General features: G+C 70.6%; 21 protein-coding genes. 5 read left to right on the forward strand and 16 right to left on the reverse strand.

The window, feature by feature from the left end; genetic code table 11:
• Nucleotides 1-10 precede the first annotated feature (10 nt).
• Together JYK02_RS26975 and JYK02_RS26980 are read right to left on the reverse strand one after the other, a co-directional pair.
• Nucleotides 11-1,852, reverse strand: coding sequence for a protein kinase domain-containing protein (locus JYK02_RS26975; RefSeq protein ID WP_207055401.1), 1,842 nt, complete (start codon nt 1,850-1,852; stop codon nt 11-13).
• A 60-nt stretch (nt 1,853-1,912) separates the two neighbouring features.
• Nucleotides 1,913-2,758, reverse strand: coding sequence for an NAD(+)/NADH kinase (locus JYK02_RS26980; RefSeq protein ID WP_207055402.1), 846 nt, complete (start codon nt 2,756-2,758; stop codon nt 1,913-1,915).
• Between the two features lie 121 nt (nt 2,759-2,879).
• On the opposite strand from JYK02_RS26980, the gene JYK02_RS26985 reads away from it, so the two are divergent.
• Nucleotides 2,880-4,217 carry a replication-associated recombination protein A gene (locus JYK02_RS26985; protein ID WP_207055403.1) on the forward strand — a complete coding sequence of 446 codons (1,338 nt, stop codon included), beginning with the start codon at nt 2,880-2,882 and terminating at the stop codon, nt 4,215-4,217.
• A gap of 25 nt (nt 4,218-4,242) precedes the next feature.
• Here JYK02_RS26985 and JYK02_RS26990 read toward each other — a convergent pair whose 3' ends face one another.
• The 3 genes from JYK02_RS26990 to JYK02_RS27000 all read right to left on the reverse strand — a co-directional run bounded on the left by JYK02_RS26990 (nt 4,243) and on the right by JYK02_RS27000 (nt 8,409).
• Complete coding sequence (locus JYK02_RS26990; protein WP_206798313.1) at nt 4,243-5,715, reverse strand: sigma-54-dependent transcriptional regulator; 1,473 nt, start codon at nt 5,713-5,715, stop codon at nt 4,243-4,245.
• Nucleotides 5,712-7,292, reverse strand: coding sequence for an ATP-binding protein (locus JYK02_RS26995; RefSeq protein WP_207055404.1), 1,581 nt, complete (start codon nt 7,290-7,292; stop codon nt 5,712-5,714). The genes JYK02_RS26990 and JYK02_RS26995 overlap by 4 nt, the downstream gene beginning before the upstream one ends.
• Before the next feature lie 166 nt (nt 7,293-7,458).
• Nucleotides 7,459-8,409, reverse strand: a complete 951-nt coding sequence (locus tag JYK02_RS27000) for a diguanylate cyclase (RefSeq protein WP_207055405.1) — start codon at nt 8,407-8,409, stop codon at nt 7,459-7,461.
• Nucleotides 8,410-8,545: 136 nt separating this feature from the next.
• On the opposite strand from JYK02_RS27000, the gene JYK02_RS27005 reads away from it, so the two are divergent.
• Both JYK02_RS27005 and JYK02_RS27010 read left to right on the forward strand, forming a co-directional pair.
• A complete protein-coding gene (locus JYK02_RS27005) occupies nt 8,546-9,334 on the forward strand; it encodes a glycosyltransferase family 2 protein (protein WP_120526815.1) in 789 nt (262 codons plus the stop codon).
• Between the two features lie 6 nt (nt 9,335-9,340).
• Nucleotides 9,341-10,177 carry a ChbG/HpnK family deacetylase gene (locus JYK02_RS27010; RefSeq protein ID WP_207055407.1) on the forward strand — a complete coding sequence of 279 codons (837 nt, stop codon included), beginning with the start codon at nt 9,341-9,343 and terminating at the stop codon, nt 10,175-10,177.
• Between the two features lie 151 nt (nt 10,178-10,328).
• On the opposite strand, the gene JYK02_RS27015 is transcribed toward JYK02_RS27010, so the two are convergent.
• The 9 genes from JYK02_RS27015 to JYK02_RS27055 form a co-directional block, all read right to left on the reverse strand.
• A complete protein-coding gene (locus JYK02_RS27015) occupies nt 10,329-10,988 on the reverse strand; it encodes a class I SAM-dependent methyltransferase (protein ID WP_207055409.1) in 660 nt (219 codons plus the stop codon).
• A 58-nt stretch (nt 10,989-11,046) separates the two neighbouring features.
• Entirely contained in the window at nt 11,047-12,186 is a 1,140-nt protein-coding gene (locus JYK02_RS27020; RefSeq protein ID WP_431603503.1) for a mannosyltransferase family protein, read from the reverse strand.
• A 100-nt stretch (nt 12,187-12,286) separates the two neighbouring features.
• Entirely contained in the window at nt 12,287-14,524 is a 2,238-nt protein-coding gene (fadJ, locus tag JYK02_RS27025; protein ID WP_207055411.1) for a fatty acid oxidation complex subunit alpha FadJ, read from the reverse strand.
• Nucleotides 14,524-15,825 (reverse strand): acetyl-CoA C-acyltransferase FadI, encoded by a 1,302-nt coding sequence (fadI, locus tag JYK02_RS27030; RefSeq protein WP_207055412.1) that lies wholly within the window; start codon nt 15,823-15,825, stop codon nt 14,524-14,526. Before fadI ends, fadJ begins: the two co-directional genes overlap by 1 nt.
• Nucleotides 15,826-15,942: 117 nt before the next feature.
• Nucleotides 15,943-16,986 (reverse strand): uroporphyrinogen decarboxylase, encoded by a 1,044-nt coding sequence (gene hemE / locus JYK02_RS27035; RefSeq protein ID WP_207055413.1) that lies wholly within the window; start codon nt 16,984-16,986, stop codon nt 15,943-15,945.
• Between the two features lie 133 nt (nt 16,987-17,119).
• Nucleotides 17,120-17,740 (reverse strand): carboxypeptidase-like regulatory domain-containing protein, encoded by a 621-nt coding sequence (locus JYK02_RS27040; protein WP_207055414.1) that lies wholly within the window; start codon nt 17,738-17,740, stop codon nt 17,120-17,122.
• Nucleotides 17,740-19,425 carry a caspase family protein gene (locus JYK02_RS27045; RefSeq protein WP_207055415.1) on the reverse strand — a complete coding sequence of 562 codons (1,686 nt, stop codon included), beginning with the start codon at nt 19,423-19,425 and terminating at the stop codon, nt 17,740-17,742. The genes JYK02_RS27040 and JYK02_RS27045 overlap by 1 nt, the downstream gene beginning before the upstream one ends.
• Nucleotides 19,412-20,209: a hypothetical protein gene (locus JYK02_RS27050; protein ID WP_207055416.1), complete on the reverse strand. Its 798-nt coding sequence runs from the start codon at nt 20,207-20,209 to the stop codon at nt 19,412-19,414. Before JYK02_RS27050 ends, JYK02_RS27045 begins: the two co-directional genes overlap by 14 nt.
• Nucleotides 20,210-20,212: 3 nt before the next feature.
• Nucleotides 20,213-20,836, reverse strand: coding sequence for an RNA polymerase sigma factor (locus tag JYK02_RS27055; protein WP_242589269.1), 624 nt, complete (start codon nt 20,834-20,836; stop codon nt 20,213-20,215).
• A gap of 259 nt (nt 20,837-21,095) precedes the next feature.
• Between JYK02_RS27055 and JYK02_RS27060 the strand changes: the two genes are divergently transcribed.
• Nucleotides 21,096-21,863, forward strand: coding sequence for a hypothetical protein (locus JYK02_RS27060; RefSeq protein ID WP_207055417.1), 768 nt, complete (start codon nt 21,096-21,098; stop codon nt 21,861-21,863).
• Between the two features lies 1 nt (nt 21,864).
• Here JYK02_RS27060 and uvrA read toward each other — a convergent pair whose 3' ends face one another.
• Nucleotides 21,865-24,408, reverse strand: a complete 2,544-nt coding sequence (gene uvrA, locus JYK02_RS27065) for an excinuclease ABC subunit UvrA (protein ID WP_207055418.1) — start codon at nt 24,406-24,408, stop codon at nt 21,865-21,867.
• A gap of 77 nt (nt 24,409-24,485) precedes the next feature.
• Between uvrA and JYK02_RS27070 the strand changes: the two genes are divergently transcribed.
• Nucleotides 24,486-25,556, forward strand: a complete 1,071-nt coding sequence (locus JYK02_RS27070) for a tetratricopeptide repeat protein (protein WP_207055419.1) — start codon at nt 24,486-24,488, stop codon at nt 25,554-25,556.
• Here JYK02_RS27070 and JYK02_RS27075 read toward each other — a convergent pair.
• Nucleotides 25,538-26,665 (reverse strand): serine hydrolase domain-containing protein, encoded by a 1,128-nt coding sequence (locus tag JYK02_RS27075; RefSeq protein ID WP_207055421.1) that lies wholly within the window; start codon nt 26,663-26,665, stop codon nt 25,538-25,540. The two genes, JYK02_RS27070 and JYK02_RS27075, sit on opposite strands and share 19 nt — an antisense overlap.
• Nucleotides 26,666-26,696: the final 31 nt, after the last annotated feature.

Below are 26,696 nucleotides of genomic sequence, written 5' to 3' on the forward strand. Positions count from 1 at the left end.
AGGTGCGCCGCTACCGTCCTGACCGGGACTTGATGTACTGCCGGGCCTCGGCCGCGCCGGCCCCTTGCGGCCGCAACTGCAGGTAGCGCCGGTAGTGCTCCCTGGCAACCCCCCAGCGGGCCGTCCGCGCCCCCACCCGACCCATCCCCAGGTGGCACTCCGCCGCCGTCTCTAGGAGCCGCAGGCACGTCACGAACTTCTGTCCGGCCTGTCCGTCGTTGCCCGCCACGAGCAACTGCACGCCCAGCGTGTACTCCGCCCCCGCGTCAGGGGAGCGCTCGATCCAATCCAGGGCCTCGCGCGCTTCGCGCTGGCCATCGGAGCGCGCCACGCCCGACCGGCGGGAGCCCGCCTTCTCCGGCTCCGGCACCCGTGCGTCCACCACCGGCTCGGGCGGAGGCGGCGGTGGAGGCAGCCGCTCCAGCGTCACCTGCACGCGCTCCGGCACGGCCGACTGCGACACGGTGGTGGCCCACGGGTGGTACCCCACGAACCGCAGCTCCAGCTTGTGTGAGTCCTCTCCCGGGGCGACGCTCAGCACCGTCGGCGTCATCCCCACGTGCTTGCCGTCCCAGCGCACCTCCGCGCCCGGAGGCGAGGACACCACCTGGAGCTTGCGCGCGTCGGGCTCCGACAGGTCCGGCATCACCGCCCGCCCCACGAAGAAGAGGGCCGCCGCCGCGATGACGGCCGCCCACACCCAGCCGGGCACCCCCGCGCCCATGTCCGCCGCGGGGCTGCCACCCACCAGCGCCCCGGGCACGTCCTCCTCCGGGAACGCCGTCGCGTGCGCGCGGTGCACCGAGGACGCCCGCTCCGGCTCATCCGACCCGAGCGGGCTCCCCTCCCCCGTCCACACCGCCACCTGGCGCAGGAAGGACTCCGGGATGCGCGGCGGCTGGCCCGCGAGCTTCAGCTCCTCCTCGAACAGCCACGCCATCAGGTGGCGCAGCGTGGACGCGGGGAACAGCGGCGCCCGGTACGCCAGCCACTCGGCCAGCGCGCGCTGGAAGTCCTCCGCGCTCGTGAACCGGTCATCCCGCCGCAGCGCCAACGCCCGCGACGCCAGCGCGCCCAGCGAGGGATCCAGGTCCGGGACGTACGCCTGCGTGGGCGTGAGGTCGCCCGTGGCGATGCGCTCCATCACCGAGCCCTGGTCCCCCTCCACGGGCCTGCGGCCGGTGAGCATCTCGAAGAGCACCACGCCCGCCGTGTACACGTCCGAGCGCGCATCCAGCGCCTCCGCGCGCGTCTGCTCCGGGGACAGGTAGAGGAACTTGCCGCGCACCACGCCCGCGTCCGTGTCCTGGCGGCCGGCCCACTGCGCCTTCGCGATGCCGAAGTCGCTGAGCTTCACCTCGCCCTCGTAGCTCACCAGGACGTTGTCCGGGGACACGTCGCGGTGCACCAGCCCCAGCGGGCGGCCCTGCTCGTCTCGGCGCGTGTGCGCGTGGTGCAGGCCCTTGCAGACCTCCACCATCAGCTGCACCGCCAGCGGCGCCGGCAGGTGCGCCATGCCCTTCAGCTTCAAACGCTTGAGCACCTTGGACAGGGGCTGCCCGTCCACCCACTCCATGGCGAGGAAGTACTCCCCCGCCTCCTGCCCGAAGTCGAAGACCTGGACGATGTTGCCGTGCGACAGCCCCATGGAGATGCGCGCTTCGTTGAGGAACATCCGCACGAAGGCGGGGTCCTGCGCGTACGGGTCCCTCACGCGCTTGATGACGACGGACCGGGACACGCCCTCCGCCACCGTGAAGCGCGCGCGGTGCACGACGGCCATGCCGCCCGCGCCCAGGCGCTCCAGCAGCTCGTACTTGCCAAAACGCGTCGCGTGCCCGCCCGTCGTCACGGGCCGGACGCTACCGCACCGCTCACCCCGGAGGGGAGCCCCACCCCGGGACCGCGAGGCTCAGCGCTCGCCCCAGTGGAGCTTCTGGCGAAGGATGGTGAAGAAGGCCACGCGCGGGTTGCGCACCAGGCCCACGCGGTTGGGTGAGCGCACCACTTCAATGCAGTCCCCGCCCTGGAGCGAGTGGCCCGTCTGTCCGTCCAGCGTGAGGTACGTGTCCGCCGTCTCGCTCTTGAGCGTCACGCGGATGGTGCGGTCCGCCGGCACCACGATGGCCCGCTGGGTCAGCGCGTGCGAGCAGATGGGCGACAGGATGGTGCAGTCCACCGACGGGTGCACGATGGGCCCGCCCGCGGACAGCGAGTACGCCGTGGAGCCGGTGGGCGTGGCCAGGATGACGCCGTCCGACTTGTACGTGGTGATGGGCACCCCGTCGATGGACGTCTCGTGGTCCGCGATGCGCGCGAGCGCGCCCTTGTTGATGACCACGTCGTTGAGGATTTCATCCTCGATGAGGACCTTGCCCCCGCGCAGCAGCCGGCAGGACAGCTTCATCCGCGAGTCCACGTGGAAGTTCCCGGCCAGCACGTCGTCCAGCCGGGTGAAGAGCTCCTCCACGGAGATCTCCGTCATGAAGCCCAGGCTGCCCAGGTTCACGCCAATGATGGGCACGTTGCGTCCGCCCAGCAGGCGCGCCGCGTAGATGAGCGTGCCATCCCCGCCCAGCACCACCACCAGGTCCGCCCGGGCCGCCAGCTCCCGGTCCTCGATGCGCGGCCAGTTGAGCGCATGCGCCAGGGCGCGGTCCGCCAGCACCGTCAGGGCCGGGTGGCGCTGTTGGATTTCCGCCGCCAGGGCCACGGCCTGCGGGGTGTCTCGCTTCGCGACGATGACCAGGGTCTGCACGCCCCCCGGGTTCTAGTCCAGCCTGCCAACCGTCCTGTGCAGGAAAATGACGCGCCTGCCCAACCCCGGACATCACAAGGGGGCGCGGCAGGGCGCCCAGGACGCTAGGTTTGGAGGCCCCATGGACCTCTTCGACCACGCCAGCCAGAAGGAACAGGCCGTCCTGGCGCCGCTCGCCGAGCGCATGCGCCCCACCTCGCTCAGCGAGTACCTGGGCCAGGAGCACCTCACCGGCGAGGGCCGCTTCCTGCGCCGCGCGCTGGAGAGCGACCAGGTGCCCAGCCTCATCCTCTGGGGCCCGCCGGGCACCGGCAAGACGACCCTGGCCCAGCTCGTCGCGCGCCACACCGGCGCCGCCTTCGAGACCATGTCCGCGGTGCTGGCGGGCGTGAAGGACATCCGCGAGACGGTGGCCCGCGCGCAGGACCGCTGGAAGCTGAACCGCCAGCGCACGCTGCTGTTCATCGACGAAATCCACCGCTTCAACAAGTCGCAGCAGGACGCGCTCCTGCCCCACGTGGAGAAGGGCACCGTCACGCTGATTGGCGCCACCACGGAGAACCCGTCCTTCGAGGTGAACGCCGCGCTCCTGTCGCGCTGCCGCGTCGTCACGCTGCGCGGGCTGGAGCAGGAGGAGCTCATCGCCGTCATGCGCCACGCCGTCGCGGACCCGCGGGGGCTGGGCGGCAAGGTGACGGTGGACGACGCGGCGCTGGAGTTCATCGCGGACGCGGCCGGCGGCGACGCGCGCAAGGCCCTCACCGCGCTGGAGGCCGCGGCCGCGTACGGCGGCAAGGCGGTGGACCGCAAGGTGGCGGAGGAAGCGCTCCAGCAGAAGATGCTGCTCTACGACAAGGGCGGCGAGGAGCACTACAACGTCGTCAGCGCGTTCATCAAATCCATGCGCGGCAGCGACGTGGACGCCGCGCTGTACTGGATGACGCGCATGCTGGAGGCGGGCGAGGACCCCGTCTTCATCTTCCGCCGCATGGTCATCTTCGCGTCGGAGGACGTGGGCAACGCGGACCCGCGCGCGCTGGGCGTGGCGGTGGACGCGCTCAGGGCCTTCCAGCTCATGGGCCTGCCGGAGGGCACCCTGCCCCTCACCCAGGCCGTGACGTACCTGGCGCTCGCGCCCAAGTCGAACGCCGTCATCGCCGCGTACGCGGCCGTGCGCGAGGCCGTGACGAAGGAGGGCGCGCTGCCGGTGCCCATGCACCTGCGCAACGCGCCCACGAAGCTGATGAAGTCACTGGGCTACGGCGGCGGGTACAAGTATCCGCACAACTTCGAGGGCAACTACGTCCCGGAGGACTACCTGCCGGAGGCCCTGCGCTCGCGCTGCTTCTACACCCCGACGCGCAACGGCTTCGAGGCGGAGCTGTCCGAGCGCTACGAGGCCATCCAGCAGCAGTTGGCCGCGCGGCGCGGCGAGCGTGAGCCCGGGGAGGACGGCTAGCGGGCCGTCCTCCGCCGGAAGCGCCTCAGGACACCGCTTCGAGGACGGGGCCCGGGCCGCTGTCCGAGTCCGGCCCCTTGGGCGAGCGCGGCTTCATGCTGCGGCCGGCCACTTCGTACTGCTTGAGCAGGCGGCGGAAGTTGGAGCGGTCCACGCCAGCCGCGCGCGCCGCGCTGGACACGTTGTGGTTGTTCTTCTCCAGCAGCGCGGAGAGGTAGCGGCGCTCGAAGGCGCGCATGGCCAGGCGCTTGGCCTGGGCGTACGGCAGGTGCGCCAGGCTGAACACCTCCACCGCCGAGTCGGCCTGGGGCGCGGCCTGGAAGCCGGGCGGCAGGTCCTCCACGTCGATGGCGTCGTTGGCCGTCAGCACCACCGCGCGCTCGATGACGTTCTCCAGCTCGCGCACGTTGCCCGTCCACCGGTTGCAGGTGAGGGCCTCCATGGCGCGCGGGCTGATGCCGGTGACCTTCTTGTCCGCCTTGGCGGCGTAGACCTTGAGGAAGTGGTGCGCGAGCAGCGGCACGTCCTCCGGGCGGTCGCGCAGGGGCGGCAGGTCGATGGTGATGACGTTGAGGCGATAGAAGAGGTCCTCGCGGAACTTGCCCTGCTCCTTCGCGCGGGACAGGTCCACGTGCGTGGCGGCGATGACGCGCACGTCCACCTTCACGGGCTCGTTGGCGCCCACGCGCTTCACTTCACCCTCCTGCAGCACGCGCAAGAGGCGCACCTGGGTGGCCGGGGGCACGTCGCCAATCTCGTCCAGGAAGATGGTGCCGCCGTCGGCCGCCTCGAAGAGGCCCTTCTTGTTGCCGGTGGCGCCGGTGAAGCTGCCCTTCACGTGGCCGAAGAGCTCGCTCTCCAGCAGCGTCTCCGTCAGCGCGGAACAGTTGACGGCGACGAACGGCTTGTCGCGGCGGGCGCTGCGGTAGTGGATGGCGCGGGCGACGAGCTCCTTGCCCGTGCCGCTCTCACCCTGGATGAGGACGGTGGCGGTGGAGTGGCTGACGGTCTCCACCAGCTTGAACACGGCGCGCATCTGCGAGGACTGACCGATGAGGTCCTCGAACTGGCTGCGCGCGGTGAGCGCCTCCTCCAGCGCGCGGGTGCGGTCCTTCAGCGCCTTGCGCTCGGCGGCCTTGGCCACCGTGAGGCTCACCTCGTCGATGTTCTCGAAGGGCTTGGTGAGGTAGTCGTACGCGCCCGCCTTCACCGCCTCCACCGCCGTCTCCACGGTGGCGAAGGCCGTCATCATGATGACCTCCACGTCCGGGCGGTCCGCCTTGATGGCGCGCAGCAGGTCCATGCCGGAGAGGTGCGGCATCTTGATGTCGAGCACGACCACGTCGATGGACGGGTCCTTCGCCGCCGCGAGCCCCTCCACCGCGTCGTCGATGGCGACGACCGGGTGGCCTTCCCGCTGGAGGATCTGGGTGACGGCCTTGAGGACGACGGAGTCGTCATCCACAACGAGGACCTTGGCGCGCTTGACTTGGTTCACGGCAACCTCTCGAGCTGCAGGGGAATGGGCAGGAAGACGGTGAAGCGGGAGCCCTGGCCCACGTGGGTGTCCACCTGGAAGGTGCCCCCGTGGTCCTGGACGATGCGATAGGCGATGGACAGGCCCAGGCCGGTGCCCTCGCCGGGCGGCTTGGTGGTGAAGGACGGCTCGAAGATGCGCGGCAGGTGCCGCTCTTCGATCCCCGTCCCCGTGTCCGTCACCGCGAAGAAGGTCCGGTCGCCCTCGCGGCCGGTCTCCAGCGACAGGCGCCCTTCCGCCCTGGGCAGCGCCTGGAGGCCGTTCTGCAGCAGGTTGAGCACCACCTGCGCGAGCGTGCCGGGATCCCCGTACACCTTGGGCAGCCCGTCCTTGAGGCCCAGCTTCAGCTCCACCTTGGGCATGGACTTGAGCTGCGCGCGGAAGAGCACCGCGGCGTCCTCCACGCACTTGGACAAGTCGAAGAGGCGGCGGTCCTCCACGCGGCTGTGCCGGCTGAACTTCAGCAGGCTCTCCACGATGCGCTTGCAGCGCAGCGCGCTCTCTTCAATCAGCTTCAGCGACTCCAGGTCGCCCTCGCTGCGGCCCGCGTCGCGGGACATCAGCTGCGCGAAGGCGAGGATGCCGCCCAGCGGGTTGTTGATTTCGTGCGCCACGCCGCCCGCGAGCTGGCCCACCGCGGCCATCTTCTCCGTCTCGATGAGCCGGCGCGTCATCGCCTGCTCCTCCGTGACGTCGCGGTAGGTGCACACCGCGCGGTCGTCGCCCGCGAACGGGTACGCGGCCACCACGTAGCTGCGCCCGCCCTGCTGCACTTCCCCGCGAGCGCCCTTGCCCGTCTCCATGGCGGAGGGCAGCGGGCAGCCCTGGCACGGCGTGTCCCGGCCGAAGAGGTACTGGTGGCACGGGACGTCGGAGGGCACCTCTTCGATGGAGCGGCGGGCCACCTGCGCGTAGGCGACGTTGGCCCGGCGCACCGCGAAGTCCCGCGCGCGCACCACCGCGAGCGGCGTCTCCATGCAGTCGAAGGACAGCTCCCACTCGCGCTTGGCGGTGGACAAGAGGCGCGTGCGCAGCGCGACGCGCTCCTCCAGCTCCGCGTTGAGCTGCTTGAGCTCCGCGTTCTGCTCCTGGGTGACGCGGTAGAGCCGGTCGTTCTCCGTGTGGAGCGCGTACTGCTCGAAGGCGCTCTTCACCGTGAGGACCAGGTGGCTGTCGTTCCAGGGCTTGGAGATGAAGCGGAAGATTTCCGAGCGGTTGATGGCCTCTTCGATGGCCTGCTGATCCGCCTGCCCCGTCAGCATGATGCGCTGGGCGCGCGGGGCCTGGAGCTTCACCTGGGTGAGGAACTCCACGCCGTTCATCCCCGGCATGCGGAAGTCGGAGATGACGACCTCCGGCTGGAAGCGCTCCAGGGTGCGCAGGCCCGTTTCGGCGTCCGTCGCCGTCTCGATGTCCCACTCACCGCGCCGCAGCACCCGCCGGATGGACTTGAGGATGTTCTCCTCGTCGTCCACGAGCAGCAGCCGCCCTCGGGCGACCGGATCCTGCGCCTGCGCTTGAGCTCCCAGGGTTCCCATGGACTTTCCGGGAATCGACATTTGCAATGGCCTTGCCAAACCAGAGATTTGGATAAACCCCGGCAATCACGCCTCTTTTCAGAGACATGACAAAAAGGGGCAAGGTCATTGTAGACCCACTGCCCCCAACCGGGTCAAATAGGACCCCGGGTGTTTGACCCCTGGGTCAGCCTGCGCGTGAAGGCGGCGTGGAAAACAGGGGTGCCGGGGGGTGGAGACAGATGCGGTCGCGGCCCTCGCGCTTGGCGCGGTAGAGGGCCTCGTCCGCGGTGAGCAACAGCTGCTCCGGGGTGAGGATTGCGCGGTGGGGGAAGCTGGAGACGCCCAGGGAGGCGGTGACGCGCAGGGCGCCCTCCGGACCCGCGTGCAACTCGTTGATTCCCTTGCGGATTCGCTCCGCCACGGTGAGGGCGCCGGGCAGGTGGGTGCAGGGCAGGAGGATGGCGAACTCCTCTCCTCCGTAGCGCGCCACCAGGTCCGTCTCCCGCACGCTGTGCTGGAGGGAGGCGGCCACCTCTCTCAGGACGCGGTCCCCGGCGCCGTGGCCGTGGGCGTCGTTGACGTTCTTGAAGTGGTCCAGGTCCACCAGGATGAGCGACAGGCTCTCATCGTAGCGCTGCGAGCGGCGGAACTCCTCCCGCAGCCGCTCCTGGAAGTAGCGGTGGTTGTGGACCTGGGTGAGCCCGTCCGTCACCGCCAGGCGCCTCAATTCCTCCACCTGCGAGTGAAGCGACTTCAACTGCGAGTGCGTTTCGAGGCTCCGGTAGAGCCGCAGACGCAGCTCCTCGTCGTCCCAGGGGGTCAAAATCACCTCAGCCCCCCTGCGCAGGGCAGCGAGCCGCAGGGTCCGTTCCTCCGCCGGGGCCAGAACCACCACGGCGGGTCGGGGCGCCGGGGACGGTGGGGTGAGGGCCTCCAGGAGCTCCTGGGTGGCCGCTGCGTCGGGGCCGCCAGGGCAGAGCAGGACGCCGTCTACCTCCTGGGTCAGGCCCAGGGCCTCCGGTCCCGAGCGCGCCACCCGGAGGGCGAAGTCCTCCGGGCCCAGCGTGCGCACCAGGTGGGGCAGCGACGCCTGCGAATCGTCCACGACCAGAAGCGTGTAGGGCTGGGCTCGCACCGTGTCCCCGTAAAATGATGATTACGCGGTACTATACGGGTTTTCCACGAGAAGGGCCATCGTGTTTGCCAGCGCGTTGCCCCTCTGCTAGCGAGCGCCCGTTTCCTTCTGGACGGAACAGCGCGACATGACGACCGTGGCCAAGTACCCGAGCATCAGCCTCTTCTTCCCTGCCTGGAACGAAGAGGACTACGTGGAGCGCGCCGTGAGCCGCGCCCTGGAAGTCCTGCCGAAGCTCACCGACGACTTCGAAATCATCGTCGTCAACGACGCCTCCACGGACCGGACCCAGGAGGTCTGCGATGCGCTGGCGGCGAAGGTGCCTCAGCTGCGGGTCATCACGCACCCGGTGAACCTGAAGCTGGGCGGGGCGATGCGCACGGGGCTGGCGGCGAGCACGAAGGACCTGGTGCTGTACTCGGACATCGACCTGCCGTGGGACATGCGGGAGCTGGAGCGGGCGCTGCACCTGATGAACTACCTGGAGGCGGACATGATCTGCGCCTTCCGGTTCGACCGCACGAGCGAGGGCCCCAAGCGCATCGTGTACTCGTTCGTCTACAACCTGCTCATCCGGGCGCTGTTCGACATCCAGATCAAGGACGTGAACTTCAGCTTCAAGCTGATGCACCGCCGGGTGCTGGAGTCGATGGAGCTCAAGAGCCAGGGCTCGTTCATCGACGCGGAGCTGGTGGTGAAGGCCATCCGCAAGGGCTTCCGGGTGTTCCAGATGGGCGTGGACTACTTCCCGCGCACGCGCGGCATCTCCACGCTGGCGTCGCCGTCGGTCATCCTGAAGATGGTGAAGGAGCTGGTGAACCTGTACCCGGAGACGCGTTCGCCGCCGCCGCCCTCGAAGCCGGTGCGCCTGCCGCCGTCGGTGCAGCAACTGCGCTCGGTGCCGGGCCACGCGGGGCGCGGGTAGGACTGCATGGCGTCGCGCACGCGCCTCATCGTCAACGCGGATGACCTGGGCCTGCACCCGTCGCTGGACGCGGGCATCCTCAGGGCCCACCGCGAGGGCATCGTGACGAGCGCGACGCTGCTGGCCACGGGGCCTTCCGCGGCACAGGCCGTGGGCCGGGCGAAGGCGCAGGGCCTGGCGGTGGGCGTGCACCTGGCGCTGTCCACGCGGCTGCCTTGCGCGGCCCCGGCGGAGGCCGTGCGGACGGTGGCGCCGGGCGGGCGGCTTCGGGGCAGCTGGGCGGACTTCGCGAAGGCGTGGCTGACGGGGCGGGTGCGGCGCGAGGAGTTGGAGCGGGAGCTGTCCGCGCAGCTGTCCCGCGCGCGGGAGCTGGGCGCGAAGGTGGACCACCTGGACGGGCACCAGCATTTGCACCTCTTGCCGGGGGTGCGGTCGGTGGTGGAGGACATCGCCGCGCGCGAGGGCCTGCCCCTGCGGTGGCCGGATGCGCTGCCGCGCGCGTCGTGGCTCCGGGCGCCCGGGCCCGCGCTGAAGACGACGGTGCTGGCGGTGCTCGCGCGCACGGCGCCCCGGGCCCGGCCGGGCGTGCGGCGGGTGAGCGCGGGCGGGGTGTTCGAGGCGGGCCGGCTGGACGAGGCGGCGCTGCTGGGGGTGCTGGACGCGCTGCCGGCGGGGGACTTCGAGCTGGGGTGCCACCCCGGTGAGGGCGCGCCGCACGTGCCGGAGGACCCGGCGTGGACCTATGGCTGGGACGCGGAGCTGGCCGCGCTCACGAGCCCCCGCGTGAAGGCGAAGCTCGTGGAGCGGGGCATCGTGCTCGCGAACTACGGCGAGCTGGGCTGAAGGCCCCGCCCCACGCCTCGGACCGGACTGCTGTCCTCACCGATGAGAAGGTGAGAACCCCGCTGGGGCTCCCGGCGGCGCCGCAGCTCACGAACGGGTCCGACTGTCGGACCAGTTGGGCGGTGGCCCGCCGCGAACGCTCGGGCTTCCGTCAGCGGGCTTCGGCGTCGTAGAGCAGGTGCGGGGTCGTGTAGCCCTCGCCCAGGCCGACCACCTCGCGCACCTCGAAGCCCGCGTCACGGAGCAGCCTCACGCCGTCCACTCGCGGCTTGAGGACCATTCCGCCGCTGGCCTTGGTGCGCCCCAGAAGCGACACCATCACCCACTCCTGCGCCAGCGCCTTCGCGTGCTTCCAGGAGCGGTCGCCCTCCACCTCCTTCAGGAGAAAGCGGCCTCCGGGCTTGAGCAGACCACGCACGGATTGGAGGAATCCGGGCCACTTCGCTTCGGGCAGCAGGTACAGCACGTCGCAGACCACCGCCGCGTCGAGCGTGTGCGGCTGCGCCTTCGCCAGCTCCTCCACCGAGCCCACGTCGAGCGTCACGTTGGGCAGCCCGGACAGGGCCTGCTTCGCCCAGTGCACCTTGCGCTCGTCCAGGTCCACGCCCAGCACGCGGCGCTCCGGCACCGCGAGCGCCATCACCGCGGAAAGGAGCCCGTGACCACAGCCGATGTCCGCCACCGTCCCGGATGGCAGGCGCGATGCCACCGCGAGCAGTGGTGCCGATGAGGCCCGCGCGTGCACGTGGAAGCGCTCGCTCGCGGGGAGCCCCGCGTAAAGCGCCAGGGCCTGGTCCATGAGTCCGCTCATGACGCGCACTCCATGCTCGTGGCCGCCTCGCGCATCAGCGCATGCATCCGTCGCTTGCTCATGACACGTACTCCGCCGCGCCGTACGCCACGGTCAGCGCCAGCATCACGCAGGCGAAGCTGGCGAGCACGCCCCACCTCAAGCGCGGCCTTTCCCTCAGCAGCAGCGCCAGCGTGAGGAACAGCGGGAAGGCGGCCAGGAGGTAGCGCCCCATGCCCATGAAGTCCTTGCTGGACATGGCGGGCAGTCCCACGATGGCCAGCGTGTAGACGCCGTAGCCCCAGCCCAGCCGCTTCGCCGTGGGCCACACCAGCGCCAGCGCCCCCACCGTCACGGCCGCGTGCCCCACCAGCCGCAGGCCGTCCGACAGTGACATCTCCCGGCTGAAGCCCTGGAACCACCGCAGCTTCGCCCACGTGCGCCAGCCCGGCTTCTGGTCCCACCCCGGCGCGGACTGCACCTTCACGAACGCGAACGGCTCACCGAACGCCTTCCACTGGTAGAGCACGTACAGCACGAAGCCCGCCGCCGCGAACACCGGCAAGAGGTCCACGAGTCTCCACTTCAGGCCGCGCTCGTGCTTCCACTCCAACCGCCGCGCCAGCAGCCCCACCACCAGCGCGGGCGCCACCGGCCGCGCCGCCGTGGCCACCGCCGCGAGCAGCACCGCCCACCCCAATTGTCCCCGCTCCAGCAGCAGGAACGCCCCGATGATGAGCAGGAGGAACAGCGCGTCCGAGTACATCGCCCCGTAGAGGAAGAACGCGAACGGGTAGAACGCCAGCAGCAGCCCCGCGTTGCGCGCCGCCTCTTCGTCCGCCCGCGTGCGCGCCCACAGCGTGAAGACGTAGAGCGCGCCCAGGCCACACAGCATGGTGACGAGCACGCCCGCGAGGAACGTGTCCAGGTGCAGGAAGCCCAGGCCGCGCAGCACCAGCGGGTACAGGGGGAAGAACGCCACCGGGCTCTGCTGGCCGGGCGTGTAGCTGTAGCCCTCCGTCGCGATGCGCGCGTACCAGCCGGCGTCGAAGTGCGCCCAGCCCAGGAGGACGGGGGCGCCCGGCCACGTCAGCCTCGCGGGGCTGTAGCCCTGCGGGAACGCGAGCGCGGACACCGTCACCAGCGCGGTGCACACCACCAGGGCGGCGAGCCCGGCGGTCAGGACGGCACGAGGAGCGGAACGGACCATGCGGGTCATGCCCTTGGTCCAGAACCGCCCCTCGCGTCAAGTCAGGCCCGGAAGCAGGGAGAGAACCGTGGCCGGTCCCCTCCCCCTCCCCGGTGCGTCACGGCGGACTTCAGGCCTCGTGGAAGCCCTTGTTGGCGCGCACCTTCTCCACCAGCAGCGGCGCGGGCGTGAAGCGCTCGCCGTATTTGTCCTGGTAGTGCTCCAGCTTGCGCAGCAGGTTCGCCGGCCCCAGGGCGTCCGCGTACCGGAACGGGCCGCCCAGGAACGGCGGGAAGCCCAGGCCGAAGATGGCGCCCACGTCGCCGTCGCGGGGGCTGCGCAGGATGCCCTCGCCCAGGCAGCGGATGGCCTCGTTCACCATCTGCAGCGCCACGCGCTCGGCCATCTCCGAGGCGTCCAGGGACTTGCGGTCCTTGCCGTGCGGCAGGAGCAGGTAGACCTGCGGATCCACCTCCTTCTTCTTCCCGTTTTCGTACAGGTAGAAGCCCTTGTTCGTCTTGCGGCCCAGGCGGCCGTCGGACACCACGCCCTCCAGCGCCTTGGGCGCCGCCATGCGCTTGCCGAACGCGGCCTCCATGATGGGCCCCACCTTCTGGGCCACGTCGATGCCGACCTCGTCCAGCAGCGTGATGGGCCCCACCGGGAAGCCGAAGTCCACCAGCGCCTTGTCCAGCTGGACGATGTCCGCGCCTTCCGCCAGCAGGTACGCCGCCTCGTTCATGTACGGCGCGAGGATGCGCGACGTGTAGAAGCCCGGCCCGTCGTTGACGACGATGACCGTCTTGCCCTGCTTCTTGCCGACGTCCACGCACGTCGCCGTCACCCACTCCGCGGTGCCCGGGTGCGTGATGATCTCCAAGAGCGGCATCTTGTGGACCGGGCTGAAGTAATGCATCCCAATCACCTGCGAGGGGCGCTTGCTGCCCTTCGCCAGCTCGCCGATGGGCAGGCTGGAGGTGTTGGACGCGAAGATGGTGTCCGGGCCGGTGACGGCCTCCACCTCCGCGATGACCTGGTGCTTGAGCTTCAGGTCCTCGAAGACCGCTTCAATCACCAGGTCCACCGACTTGAAGCCGCTGTAGTCCGTGGCCGCGGTGATGTTGGACAGCTTCGCGTTCGCCTCGCGGTGGGTGAGGGAGCGGCGCTTCACGCGCTCGTCCAGCACCGTCTGCACCTGCTTGAGCGCGCGGCCCGCGCCCGCGTCGTCCCGGTCCTTCACGCGCACGGGCACGCCCTGGAGCACGCCGGCCACGTAGGCGATGCCGCCGCCCATGAGGCCGCCGCCGAGCACGCCGACCTTCTTCACCTCGCGCGGCTTCACGCTGGCGTTCGCGGTGCCGTTCTCCTTCTTCAGCGCCGTCGTGGCGAAGAAGATTTCAACGAGCCGCTTCGACACGTCCGTGAAGACCAGCTCGCCGAAGGCCTTCGCTTCCGCCTCCAGGCCCGCCTTGCGGCCGGACTCCAGGCCCACGCGGATGACCTGCAGCGCCTTCTCCTGCGCGGGGTACTTGCCGCGCGTCTTTTTCAGGAGCGCCTTCTTCGCCTGGTCGAACAGCACCTTGCGGCCGACCGGGTTGTCCTCCAGCGCGGCCTCCGCCCACAGGTCCTTGCTGAGGAGCCCCTGGAACAGGCCGGCCAGGCCCTTCTTCTTGCCGCTCTGGGCCACGGCCTTGAAGCCCTGGTGCGCGCGCTCGACCTTGAGCGTGCCCGCCGCCAGCTCCGCGGCGCGCTTGAGGGCAAGGTCCTTCAGCATGGGCACGGGGACGACCTCATCCACGATGCCCAGCTTCTTCGCCTTGGACGGCTTGACGTTCTTGCCGGTGAGGATGAGGTCCAGCGCCGCCTGCGCGCCAATCAGCGCGGGCAGCCGCTGCGTGCCGCCGGCGCCGGGGATGAGGCCCAGCTGCGTCTCCGGCAGGCCCACCACCGACTTGGGGCTGTCCGTGACGATGCGGTAGTGGCACGCGAGCACCCACTCCAGGCCGCCGCCCAGGCACGCGCCGTGGATGGCCGCGACCACGGGCTTGGAGAAGGACTCCAGCCGGTCGAACTGCTCGTGCGCGCCGCGGCTGATGGCCTCCACCTCCGCCGGGGTCTTCAGGGTCTGGAGGAAGTCGATGTTCGCGCCGGCGACGAAGTTGTCCTTCTTGCCGGAGATGAAGACGACGGCCTTCACCTCCGGGTCGCGCTCCGCCTGCTGGAGCAGCGTGGTGAACGCGGTGCCCACTTCCGGAGACAGCGTGTTCACGGGCGCGCCCGGCTGGTCCACGGTGATGACCGCGACGCCGTTCGTGACGTCGTAGCTCAAGCCCTGCTTCGCTTCGACTGCCTCTTGCTTGGTCGCCATCACGCACGCTCCAGGATGACCGCGGCGCCCAGACCGCCCGCGGCGCAGACGGTGCACATCACCGTGTTCTTGTTCCGACGCTTCAGCTCGTTCAGGGCCTGCGTGACGATGCGCGCCCCGGTGGCTCCGAACGGGTGGCCCAGGGAGATGGAGCCGCCCGTCACGTTCAGGATGGAGCGGTCCACCTCACCCACCGGCGCGTTGAAGCCCGCCTTCTTCGCGAACTCCTTGGACGCCAGCGCCTGGAGGTTGCTCGCCACCTGCGCGGCGAAGGCCTCGTGCATCTCCACCAGGTCGATGTCGGAGAGCTTCATCCCCGCGCGCTTGAGCGCCACGGGCGCCGCGTACGCCGGGCCCTGGAGCAGCTGGTCCCCGGGGTCCGTGGCCGCGAACGCGTGCGAGCGCAGGAAGCCCAGCGGCTCGTAGCCCAACGCCTTCGCCTTCTCCTCGCTCATGAGGATGAGCGCCGCGGCGCCGTCCGTCAGCGGGGACGCGTTGCCGGCGGTGACGCTGCCATAGCGGCGGTCGAACACGGGCTTGAGCTTGGCGAGCGCCTCCAGGCTCGTGTCCTCGCGCACGATGTTGTCCTTCGTGGCGGTCTGCTCGTACTTGGGCGGCACGAGGACGTGCATCACCTCGTTGTCGAAGCGGCCTTCCTTCCACGCCTTGGCCGCGTTCTGGTGCGAGTTGAACGCGATGAGGTCCTGCTCCTCGCGGGAGATGCCGTTCTCCTTGGCCATCTTCTCCGCGCTCTCGCCCATCGTCTCTCCGGTGGAGTACTCGGCGATGGCGGGGGGCACGGGGATGAGGTCCTTGGCCTTGAGCTTCTGGAAGGGCTTGAGCTTGTCCGGGAGGCTCTTGCCCTTGGACGACGCGGCCAGCGCGTGCGCCAGGGGGCGGCTGGTGAAGATGGGCGCGTCGGACAGGGACTCGGTGCCGCCCGCGATGACGACGTCCGCGTCACCCAGCGCGATGGCGTTGGCGCCGGCCACCATGGACTGGATGGACGTGGCGCACGCGCGCGCCACGGTGAAGGCGTCAATGCGCTTGGGCAGGCCCGCCGCCAGCACCACTTCACGCGCGATGGAGGGCGCGGTCAGCGTGGGGATGACCTGTCCGAAGACGACCTGGTTGATTTCGTTGGGGTCCAGGTCGCTGCGCTGCACCAGCTCCTGGACCACCATCCGGCCCAGGTCCAGCGCCGTCAGGTTCGCGAAGACGGTGCCCGCCTTCGCGAACGGCGTCCGCAGTCCGCGAACGATGGCCACCCGCCGGTGGCCGTTGCGCTTCTCGCTTGCCATGTGTGCCTCACCCTCTGTGCGACGAGTGAGGCGCTTCTAACGGCGGGCAATGCACCGCGTCAATGCTGGATTGATTCTTGAGTCAACTGCTCGCCAGATGGCCGGGCAGGGGCTTGTTCAGCCGAGGGTGCCCTGACGCAGCGCCGCGCCGTGCTTGTGGACGGCGTCCACGAGGAACTTCGCGGCGTCCGGGTCGGTGGGCGGGAGGATGCCGTGGCCCAGGTTGAAGATGTGCCCGGTGGGGCCGGCGCGGCGGAGGATGTCCTTCACGCGGCCGTCCAGCTCCTCGCGCGGCAGGAAGAGGTGGAGCGGATCCAGGTTGCCCTGGGTGGCGACGTCCGGCCCGAGGATGCGGCGGCCCTCGTCCACGGGGCAGCGCCAGTCCAGGCCGATGACGTCCGCGCCAGTGCGCTTCAAGAGCGGCAGGTGCGGGGTCATGTTCACGCCGAAGAGGATGACGGGGACGCCAGTGGCCTTGAGCTCCGTCACCATGCGGGTGAGGTACGGGAGGCTGAAGCGCTCGAAGTCCCAGGGGGACAGCTCGCCGCCCCAGGAGTCGAAGATTTGAACAATCTTCGCGCCGGCCTCCACCTGCATCTTGAGGTACGGGATGAGGGTGTCGGTGAGCTTCTGGAAGAGGCGGTGGGCGACCTCGGGCTGCTCGAAGAGCAGGCGCTTGATCTGGATGTAGCTCTTGGAGCCGCCGCCCTCGACCATGTACGCGGCCAGGGTGAAGGGCGCGCCCGCGAAGCCGATGACGGGCACGGAGTCATTGAGGGCCTTGCGCGTGCGGCGGATGGCCTCGGCGACGAAGCCGGTGCCTTCGACGGGGTCGGGGACGCCGAGCTTGTCGATGTCCGCGGGGGTGCGCAGCGGGTTGGGGAAGTGGGGGCCCTTGTCGCCCAGCTCCAGGTGGATGCCCATGGCCTCCACGGGGATGAGGATGTCGGAGAAGATGATGGCGGCGTCCACGCCCAGGCGGGTGATGGGCTGGACGGTGACTTCCGCGGCCAGGTCCGGGTCCTTGCAGAGGTCCAGGAACGCGATGTTGCCGCGGATGGCGCGGTACTCGGGCAGGTAGCGGCCCGCCTGACGCATCAGCCACACGGGGGTGGTGTCGGTGGGCTGGCGGCGCGCCGTGCGCAGGAGTCGGTCGTTCACGTCGTCACCTTGGGGAGGCGGGTGGAGGTCACGGCCTGCGGTGTACCCCAAATGCATGACCCGGTTGAACCGCTACGTTCCGGGCCGGGGGCACGCTCGCATGCATGGCCTGGCACTCCCGCTGCGGCGGTGTTCAGCCGCCGTCCCGGCCGCCGTGGTCGTCGCCACCGTCGTCATCGCTGCCGTCGTCATCGCTGGGCAGCGTGATGGCCTGCACACGCTCCTCGCCTTCTCGGACGCAGACCTCTGTCTCCACGTCCTCCAGGTCGTCGGCCTTGACCTCCAGCGCGTAGCAGCCCGCGGGCAGTGGGCCCAGGCGTACTTCGCCGCTGCTCGTGTCCACCTTCGCGCGGTCTTCTCCTGTGCCTCGCAGCTCCACCTCGACGTCGGGCGGGATGGCGCCCTGCTCGTCGCGCACCCTCACGGTGAGGAAGGCCCCGGGCTTCCCCTGGATATCGCCCACGTCGGTGACCCTTGCCCCCTGGGCCAACACGGGCGTCCTTGCGGCCTGCGTGCGGGAGGCGACCACGAACAACTCCAGCGACGTCGCCGGCACTCCGTCCAGTTCGAAGCGGCCGTCCGCGTTCACCGTCGCGCGCAGCTCTGAATGGCCCAGCACGCTGACGCGCGCCACGCCGGACTCCGCGCCCAGCACGCGGCCTCGCACGGTGCCCGTGCGCAGGTCTCCGTTGTCGAAACCGCCACAGCCCACGAGCGCCAGCACCAGCGCTCCCATGCTCGTCCTGGCTCGCATCAGAAGCGGTACCCTCCGGCCAGCATCAGGCCTCCAAAGCCCACCGTGCGCGTCTGTCCGTCCACCGGGACGTAGGCCCACAACGCCTGCGCACGCGCCTCCACCATCCACACCGGGCTGAAGCGGAACGACAGCGCCGCCATCCATCCCGGCCACGCCGTGACGTACTGCTCGTTCCGGTCCAGCAACTCCAATTGGAAGGAGCGCTGCAGCCACAATCCGGCCACGCGCGGACCCGTGGACAGACCCAGCCGGCCCCACTTCCACGTGGGCCCCACCGCCACACCCACGAGCACTGTGCGGTGCCGCACCGGCACGTCGCCGCCCGGGTCCAACCGCAGCGACTGACTGCCCTGCCCCGCCGCCACGTCCACCCAGAGGTCCAGCTTCCCGTCCAGGAGCACGCCCTCCCAGCCCAGCCCCACTCCCGCCTGCGCCGACGCCGGCACCACCTGCTCCCGACTCTTCCCATCGAGGAAGCCGAGCACGCCTCCGCCCAGCGTCACCGTGCGCTTGGGCCCGTCCGCCATGGGACGCAGGAAGGCTTCCAGCTCCCGCCGCTCACCGGAGCGCAGCGCCACGGTGTCTTCCCACAGGACCTGGCCTCCCTTGCGCAACTCCAGCTTCCGGCGCCCCTCCGGCACCACCACGCCACCGGGCAGCTCTCCCGCTTCCTGGCCGTCCACCTTCAGCGTGAAGCCCTCCAGCCTCGCGCTGTAGGAGAAGACCTCGGGCTGCCCGGGCCGCTCCAGCGTGCCGGCCAGCAGCACCGGATCCGCGCCCACTTCCAAAATCTGCGCGCTCGGACGCTGACGGCCTTCCGTATAGGCCCAGGTGTTGCGGCGGGCCCAGTCGTGGGCCTCCGTCGCGCTCACCGCTCCGTCGCGGTTGCGGTCGCCGCGCCCGTCGAGCGCCTGGATGAGGAAGTGCGTGTAGATGTCATTGGCCAGTGCGTCGTCCTCGCGCGCGGCCTCGCCCCAGTCGCTGGCGGACAGCACCAGCGAGGCGCGGCTCGCGGCCTCCAGCGGCTGCGGCAGGAAGGAGGCCTTGGTGTGCGAGAGCTCGTCGCGCACCTCCGGAGGCAGCAGCGACTTGCCCGTGCCGCTGTGACAGGTGGCCAGCACCAGCACGCGCCGCCGCGAACCCAGCCGCTCCAGGGCCTGCTCCAGCGTGGCCATCTCCAGGCCCGTGCCGGCCACGTCCCGGTAGCGGGTGTCCGACGTCACCAGGTAGCGCTGCAACTCACCCCGAGCATCGCGCGCCAGCGAACCGTGCCCGGACACGTAGACGACCACCGTGTCCTGGGGCCGCCACGGCCGGGCCTCCAGCGCCTGGAGCGCGGCGAGCACCGACGTGCGCGTCGTCTGCTCCGGCCTCGTGAGCACCGTCACGGAACGGAAGCCTCCGTGTGTCGGATCCGCCAGCACTCGGCCCAGGTCATCCGCGTCCTTCGCCGCGTAGCGCAGCCCGTTCCATGACGGATCCGTGTACGCGGAGATGCCGATGAGCAGCGCGTGCCGTTCACCTTCCTGAGCCGCGGCCAGCGCGCCGTCGTCCAGGCGCACGCGCACGGCGCGGCCCTTCTCCCGCGACTCCACGGTGGAGCACGCGCCGAGCGTCACCAGCGCCAGCACCAGGGGGATGAACAACAGGCGGGACACGCGCGGCTCCTCAGGGAGCAGCATGCCCCGACTCCACCTTCAAACGAAGGCGGGCCTGGGCCGCGTCGGAGGGCACCTGTCCGCTGACGTGCGCCGCCTCCAGTGCCGCGGTCCCCTGCTCGTCGTGCGGCCAGGCGACCAGCACCAGCGTCACCGACCCCTGCTCGTCCTCCAGGGACACGCCCGCCAGGTCCTCACCGTCCCGGAGGTCATGCGTGCCCGGCGTCAACACATGGCGGCCCAGCACCTGCGGCGGCACACCGGGGGCTTCGCGCACCAGCAGCGCATCCGCGGACTCGCCCGCGTGGTAGCGCAGGAGCACCACCGCTTCGGGCGGGAGCACCGCGTCCTGGGCCACCGCGCGCACCGTGCCGTCCGGCATCCGCGCCACGGCCGTGAGCTCCAGCGACAGGGGCGCGGTGCCCTTGAGGCGCTGTGAGGGCACCTCTACCGTCCCCGGCCTCTCGGTCCCCGGACGCACGAGAAGCGCCAGGACGACGGCGGCGGCCACTGCGCCCAGTCCTCCGGTCAGCCACGCCCGCTGCGGTGCGCCCAGCTTCCGGCGCACCCGCGCCCAGCCGACCGCGTCCTCGCGAACGGGGCGGCCCGAGGCTTCAACCAGCGCTTCATCCGTCAACGCGTCCAGCCCCGGGAACTCACCGGGCTCCGCTTCGTCGCGCGCGAGGAACGCCTCGCACGTGTCACAGGGACGAGAGAGGTGCTCGGCGAAGTAGCGCACCGCTTCGGGCTCCCGCTGCTCGAGCCGCTTCGCGGACTCCACATCCAGATGTCTGTCGCTCCCGCTCATGGCTCACCCCACCTCCGCGGCCAGCAGCCGCGCCAGCAGCTCGCGCTTCACCCGGGCGCGGAAGCGCTCCAGGCGCATCGTCACCGCGCTCTTGCCCAGGCCCAGCCGTTCGGCGATCTCGCGCGCGCTCAATTCACCCTCCAGATAGAAGAGGCGGGCCGTGTCCTTCTCCGGGCCTTCGGGCAGCCCTTCGATGAGGGCGCGCACCACCGCGACCCGGCGCTCCAGCGTGAGCGATGGCGGCAGCGCGGGCACGGCTGCATCCACTTCGTGCGCCAGGTCTTCCTCCACGCGGGCCCGGGCCTTCGCGTTCCGGCTGAGCGCGTACGCGTGGTGCCTCGCGATGGTCAGCAGCCAGCCGCTGAACGCGCGCGGGTGCTGGAGCCGGGGCAGCTCGCGGAAGGCCCGCACGAACGTCTCCTGCACCACGTCCTCCACCTCCGCCGCCTCCAGGGCTCCTGATCCCTGGGCCACGCGGCGCACCGCTCCGTGGAAGCGCTGGTAGAGCTGGCTGCACGCGGACTGGTCTCCCCGGGCCGCGCGGCGGATGCAGTCCGCCATCTCCTGCTCCGTCACGCCCCGGCCCTCCCCGCGCACAGGGGCCTCACGTCGGGGCGACGCCTCCATGGGAAGGTCCATCCAGGTGAGAACGCGCAAGCCATGACCCCATCCACTACTCCGTCCGGAGGGAAGGAGTCACGAGGGGCACTTCCGGCCACGCACACCCGTCCGTTGAGTGCGTGCGGGCCACCGGGAGTGCGTGTCCCACCCTGAAATGGCGCGGGGAAATTCCCGCCCGTGGCCGTTTTTCGCGGCCGTGCTCCTTCCTTTTCAAAGGGAGGCGCCCCCATCGCGGGACGCCCTCCAGAACCAGGAGACACACGTCATGCGTTTCATCGGTCTGTTCGCCTCCATCCTGTGCCTGTCCGCGTGTGGCAATGGTGCGTCCTCCGTGGGGCTGAGCACGCGCATGGGTTCCGCGGTGTCGGGCGCGGGCCTCCCCGGCCAGGCCACGCAGCGGCTGGTGCCCTCCAATGGCATCACCGTGGAGCGGGTGCGCCTGTCCGTGCGCGAGCTGGAGCTCAAGCGCGAGGGCCATCATGACGACGACGCCACGGACGACGACGGCGGCACGAGCACGGATGACTCCAGCGAGCTGAAGCAGCGCACGGGCGCGTTCCTCATCGACCTGTCCGGCACCGCGCTGGAGGGACAGGTCGTCCGGCTGCGCGACGTGACGGTGGAGCCGGGCCTCTATGACGAGATCGAGTTCGACATCGGCAAGGTGTCCGTCACCGAGGCGGGCGACAACGCGGCGCTGAAGGAGCTGGCGGAGAAGGATGCCTCGCTCATCATCGACGGCCGCATCGACGGCGAGCCCTTCCAGTTCGTGTCCAGCCTCCGCGTGGAGCAGGAGCGCGAGGCGGACTTCGAGGTCACAGAGGGGGACGACCAGAACGTGACCATCAACATCGACCCCAGCGGCTGGTTCACCGGCGAGGGCGGCGCGCGGCTGGATCCGCGCGACGAGCACAACCGCTCGGAGCTGGAGAACAACCTCCACAAGTCCATCGACGCCTTCGACGACCACGACCGCAACGGCGGTGAGGACTCCGACGACGACGGCAGCCACCACGACGGCAAGGACGACTGAGTCAACCGAGCACCCGCGCCAGGTACGGCGCGGTGCGGCTCTCCTTCACCTTCGCCACCTGCTCGGGCGTGCCTTGCGCCACCACGCGGCCCCCGGCGTTCCCCGCGCCGGGCCCCACGTCGATGACGTGGTCGCTGGCGGCGATGACGCGCAGGTCGTGCTCCACGACGATGACCGTGTTGCCCGCGTCCACCAGTCCCTCCAGCTGCGCCATCAGCTTGTCCACGTCCGCAGGGTGCAAGCCGGTGGTGGGCTCATCCAGCACGTAGAGCGTGTCGCCGTGCTGGGTGCGCTGCAGCTCCGTGGCCAGCTTGATGCGCTGGGCCTCGCCGCCGGACAACTCCGTCGCGGGCTGGCCCAGGCGCAGGTAGCCCAGGCCCACGTCCGTCAACACCTTCAACGCGCGTTGGAGCGGCGGCTCGGCGGTGAAGAAGTCGAAGGCGCCGTCCACCGTCATGCCCAGCACCTCCGCGATGTTCTTCTCCCGGTAGCGCACCTCCAGCGTCTTCGCGTTGTAGCGGGTGCCGTGGCACGTGGGGCACGGCGCGTACACGCTGGGCAGGAAGAGCAGCTCCACGCTCACGAAGCCCTCGCCCTCGCACGTGTCGCAGCGGCCTCCCGCCGTGTTGAAGGAGAAGCGCCCCGCGCCGTACTTGCGCGACTTCGCCAGCGGGGTCGCCGCGAACAGCTTGCGCACATGGTCGAAGAGGCCCGTGTATGTCGCCAGGTTGGAGCGCGGCGTGCGGCCGATGGGCTTCTGGTCCACCGTCACCAGCCGCTTGATGGCGTCCATGCCCTCGGCGATGTGGCCCTCGCTCGCCACCACCGGCTCGCGGTCCAGCGGCTCGCCCTCCTCCTCTTCCGGCGTCAGCGTCTGGCCCAGCCTCGCCGCCACCAGCTCCACCAGCGCCTGGCTCACCAGGCTGGACTTGCCGGAGCCGGACACGCCCGTCACCGTCGTGAAGACGCCCAGCGGGAAGTCCACGTCCAGCCCGCGCAGGTTGTTGCGCTTCACACCCTCCAGGCGCAGCCGCCCCGTGGCCTTCCGGGGGGAGCGGCGGCGCAGGGCCTCCTCCTCGAAGAGGTAGCGCCGCGTGCGGGACGCCTCCACCTTCGCCAGCCCCTCCGGCACGCCGCTGTAGAGCACGCGGCCGCCGTGCTCACCGGCGGCGGGGCCCACGTCGACGATCCAGTCCGCGTGGCGGATGACGTCCACCTCGTGCTCCACCACGAACAGCGAGTTGCCCGCCTCCTTCAGCCGATCCAACGCCCGGAGCAGCGCCTCCGTGTCCGCGGGGTGCAGGCCGGCGGACGGCTCGTCCATCACGTACACCACGCCGAAGAGGTTGGAGCGCACCTGCGTGGCCAGCCGCAGCCGCTGCAATTCCCCCGGTGACAGCGTGGGCGTGCTGCGCTCCAGGGACAGGTAGCCCAGGCCCAGGTCCGTCAGCACCTGGATGCGCGCGAGCAGGTCCTTCGTGATGCGCTGGGCGACGATGACCTTCTCCGGGTGCTCGCGGGCCATGGCTTCCGCGTCCTTCCCCTTCCCTTCCGCGGTGGGTTTGATCAACTCCGCGACCTGCTCCAGCGGCATGCGGGACAGCTCGCCGATGTCGCGGCCCGCGAACTTCACGGACAGCGACTCGCGCTTCAGGCGCTTGCCCTCACACAGGTCGCAGTCGCTGGCGACCATGTACCGGGCGACGCGCTTCTTCATCATCGCGCTCTGGGTCGTCGCGAAGGTGGTCATCACGTAGCGCTTCGCGCCCGTGAAGGTGCCCATGTAGCTGGGCGTCTCCTTGCGAGCCATGGCCCGCTTCACCTCCGCGGAGGTGAAGCCCGCGTACACGGGGACGGAGGGCTGCTCGTCGGTGAAGAGGATCCACTGGCGGTCCTTCTTCGGCAGGTCGCGCCAGGGCTTGTCGATGTCGTAGCCGAGCGTCACCAGGATGTCGCGCAGGTTCTGGCCGTGCCACGCGGGCGGCCACGCGGCGACGGCGCGCTCGCGGATGCTCAGGCGGTCGTCGGGCACCATGGAGCGCTCGGTGACCTCGAACACGCGACCGATGCCGTGGCACTTGGGACACGCGCCCGCGGGCGTGTTCGGGGAGAACGCGTCCGAGTCCAGCCGGCCCAGCTTCGGCGGGTACGTGCCCGCGCGCGAGTACAGCATGCGCACGGAGTTCGACAGCGTCGTCACGCTGCCCACCGACGAGCGGGACGTCGGCGCGCCCCGGTGCTGCTGGAGCGCCACCGCCGGGGGCAGCCCGTCGATGGCGTCCACCTCCGGCACGCCCACCTGATCAATCAGCCGCCGCGCATACGGGGCCACGGACTCGAAGTAGCGCCGCTGCGCTTCCGCGTAGAGCGTCCCGAACGCCAGCGACGACTTGCCGGAGCCGGACACGCCGGTGAAGACCACCAGCGCGTCGCGCGGGATGTCCACGTCCACGTGCTTCAGGTTGTGTTCCCGGGCGCCCCGGACGCGGACGAAGCCGGAGGGGTCGGGAGTCTTGCCGGTGCGCGGTGCTTTCGGAGGTGCCATGCCAGGGCGGAAGTTGCCCATTGCCCGGGGCCCGGTCATCCGTGACACGGAGGGGGCGTCGGGATTTGATGGGTCGCATGCCTTCATCGTTCGGCAGAGGACAGCCTGGCCCGCTTCGCCGCTTCACCGTGCTCACGGTCTGTGCGCTCGCGGGCTGGCTCGCCGCCTGCTCCAGCCCGAGCGCGCCCCCCGCCCCGGCTTCGGCCCCTGCCCCGGAGGCCCCGAAGGCCCGCACCTGCGAGGAGGGAGACGGGGCGGCCTGCTTCGAGGAGGCCTTGAAGGCGGAGAGGGATACCAGCCCCGGGAAGAGCTTCACCCGCCCGGCCGAGCTGTACGCGCGTGCCTGCAACAAGGGCCACCACGCGGAGGCGTGCTTCCGCGTGGCGACGCTTTCCGCGGAGCCAGGTGGGAAGCTCCATCACCTCGGGAGGGCCCGGGAGTTCGGCAAGAAGGGCTGCGAGCTTTCCCACGCCCCCAGCTGCGCCCTGGTCGCGACGCAGTACCTGGAAGTCAACGAAGCCAGCAGGAACGAGGAACGCGCGGCGGAGTACGCCCGGAAGGCCTGCGACGGCGGCAGTGCATCCGGCTGCGCCACCCTGGGCGTCATGAAGCTCCAGGGCCAGGGGATGGAGCCGGATCAGGCCAGCGGGGTGAAGCTCCTCGAGCGCGCCTGTTCGGGAGGAGCGGCCGTCGGCTGCTTCGAGCTTTCCGGCCTCTACACCCTGGGCCGTGGCGTGGAGCAGGACGAGCAACGCGCCCACCTCCTGAAGCAGCAGGCGTGTGATGGCGGCCACGGCCGTGCCTGCTTCGAGCTGGGCATGGCCTCCGCGGCGGGCTCGCCCGACGTGAAGCGCGACGAAGCGAAGGCGGCCGCGCTGTTCGAGAAGTCCTGCGCGCTCAAGCAGCCGGAGGGATGTCTCTCCCTCGCGGAGGCGCTCCTGAAGGGAACCGGCCTCCCGGCCGACGCCGCTCGGGCCGCCACGCTGTTCGCCGCGCTCTGTGACTCGGGAGAAGCGGCCGGGTCCTGTGGGGCGCTCGGCGACCTCTATATGAAGGGGCATGGGGTGGCGCGGGACGTGGAACGCGCCAGGGCGTTGAGGCAGAAGGCCTGTGACGGGGACAGCCGCGACTACTGCGCGCCCCGGTAGCCCTGCGTCCCCGGCCGCTCCAGCCCGAGCGCCGCCGGTAGCACGTACTGTCCGAACAGGACCAGCGGCAGGGCCGAGCCGGCCTCATCATTATAGTGGCTGCCGGTGAAGGCCGCGGTGAGGTCCAGCGAGGGCGCGACGAAGACGTACTGGCCCCCGTTGCCGCGCGCGAAGAACACCTCCACCGGGGTGCCGTTGATGACGAAGCGGGCGGTCCACCACAGGAGCCCGTAGCCCGCGTCGCCCAGCGGCCCCAGCGCCTTGCCGGACTCCGCCACCCACGCCTCGGAAGTCAGGCGCTCGCCCTGCCACGCGCCCTTGAGCATCAGCTGCCCCACCTTGAGGAAATCGCGCGGACGCAGGCGCAGGTGTCCGCCCGTGTCCGTGCCCTTCTTGCCCGCGGGCTGCCAGGTGACGTCCTGGACCTGCATCGGCGCGAACAACCACTCGCGCGACAGGTCCGCGATGGACCGGCCGCTGACCTGCTCCAGGACCGCGCCCAGCAGCACCACGCCGCCGGTGCAGTAGCGCGTCACGGTGCCGGGTTCGTCCCGCATGGGCACGTCCACGATGAAGCGGGCCCAGTCGTCCGTGTCATACATCCGCTCTTCGTTGCCGGGCGACTCGGGGTCCCAGTCGTCGCACGACAGCCCCGAGCGCATCTGGAGCAGGTGGCGCACCGTGATGCGCTCCTTGCGCGGATCCGGGTTCCGCACGGGCGCCAGGTGCGGCAAGAGCGGCAGCACGGGCGCGTCCAGGTCCGGCAGCAGGCCGCGCTCGTGCGCCATGCCCACCAGCAGCGACGTGACGCTCTTGGTGGCGGAGCGCAGGTCGTGTGCCTCCTCCCGCGTGAAGCCGTTCCAGTAGCGCTCGTAGAGGAGCTGGCCTCCACGCGCGACGAGCACCGCGTCCGGCTCCTCCACCGTGCCCTCGGACACGTCGTGCTCCAGCGCGTCGAACCAGGGGCGCTGGACGCCCGCGTCCTCGAAGGAGGCCACGGCCCAGCCGTCATCGAGCCGGTCCGGCGGCGAGCCCGGCCCCGTGGCCAGACGCTTCCCTCCGCACGCCATGAGACACACCGCCAGCAGCAGCACCACTCGCTGGAACATCGCTCCACCCGCTTTCACACCGGCCCTGGAA

The sequence above is a fragment of the Corallococcus macrosporus genome (genome assembly GCF_017302985.1).
Taxonomy (GTDB): domain Bacteria; phylum Myxococcota; class Myxococcia; order Myxococcales; family Myxococcaceae; genus Corallococcus; species Corallococcus macrosporus_A.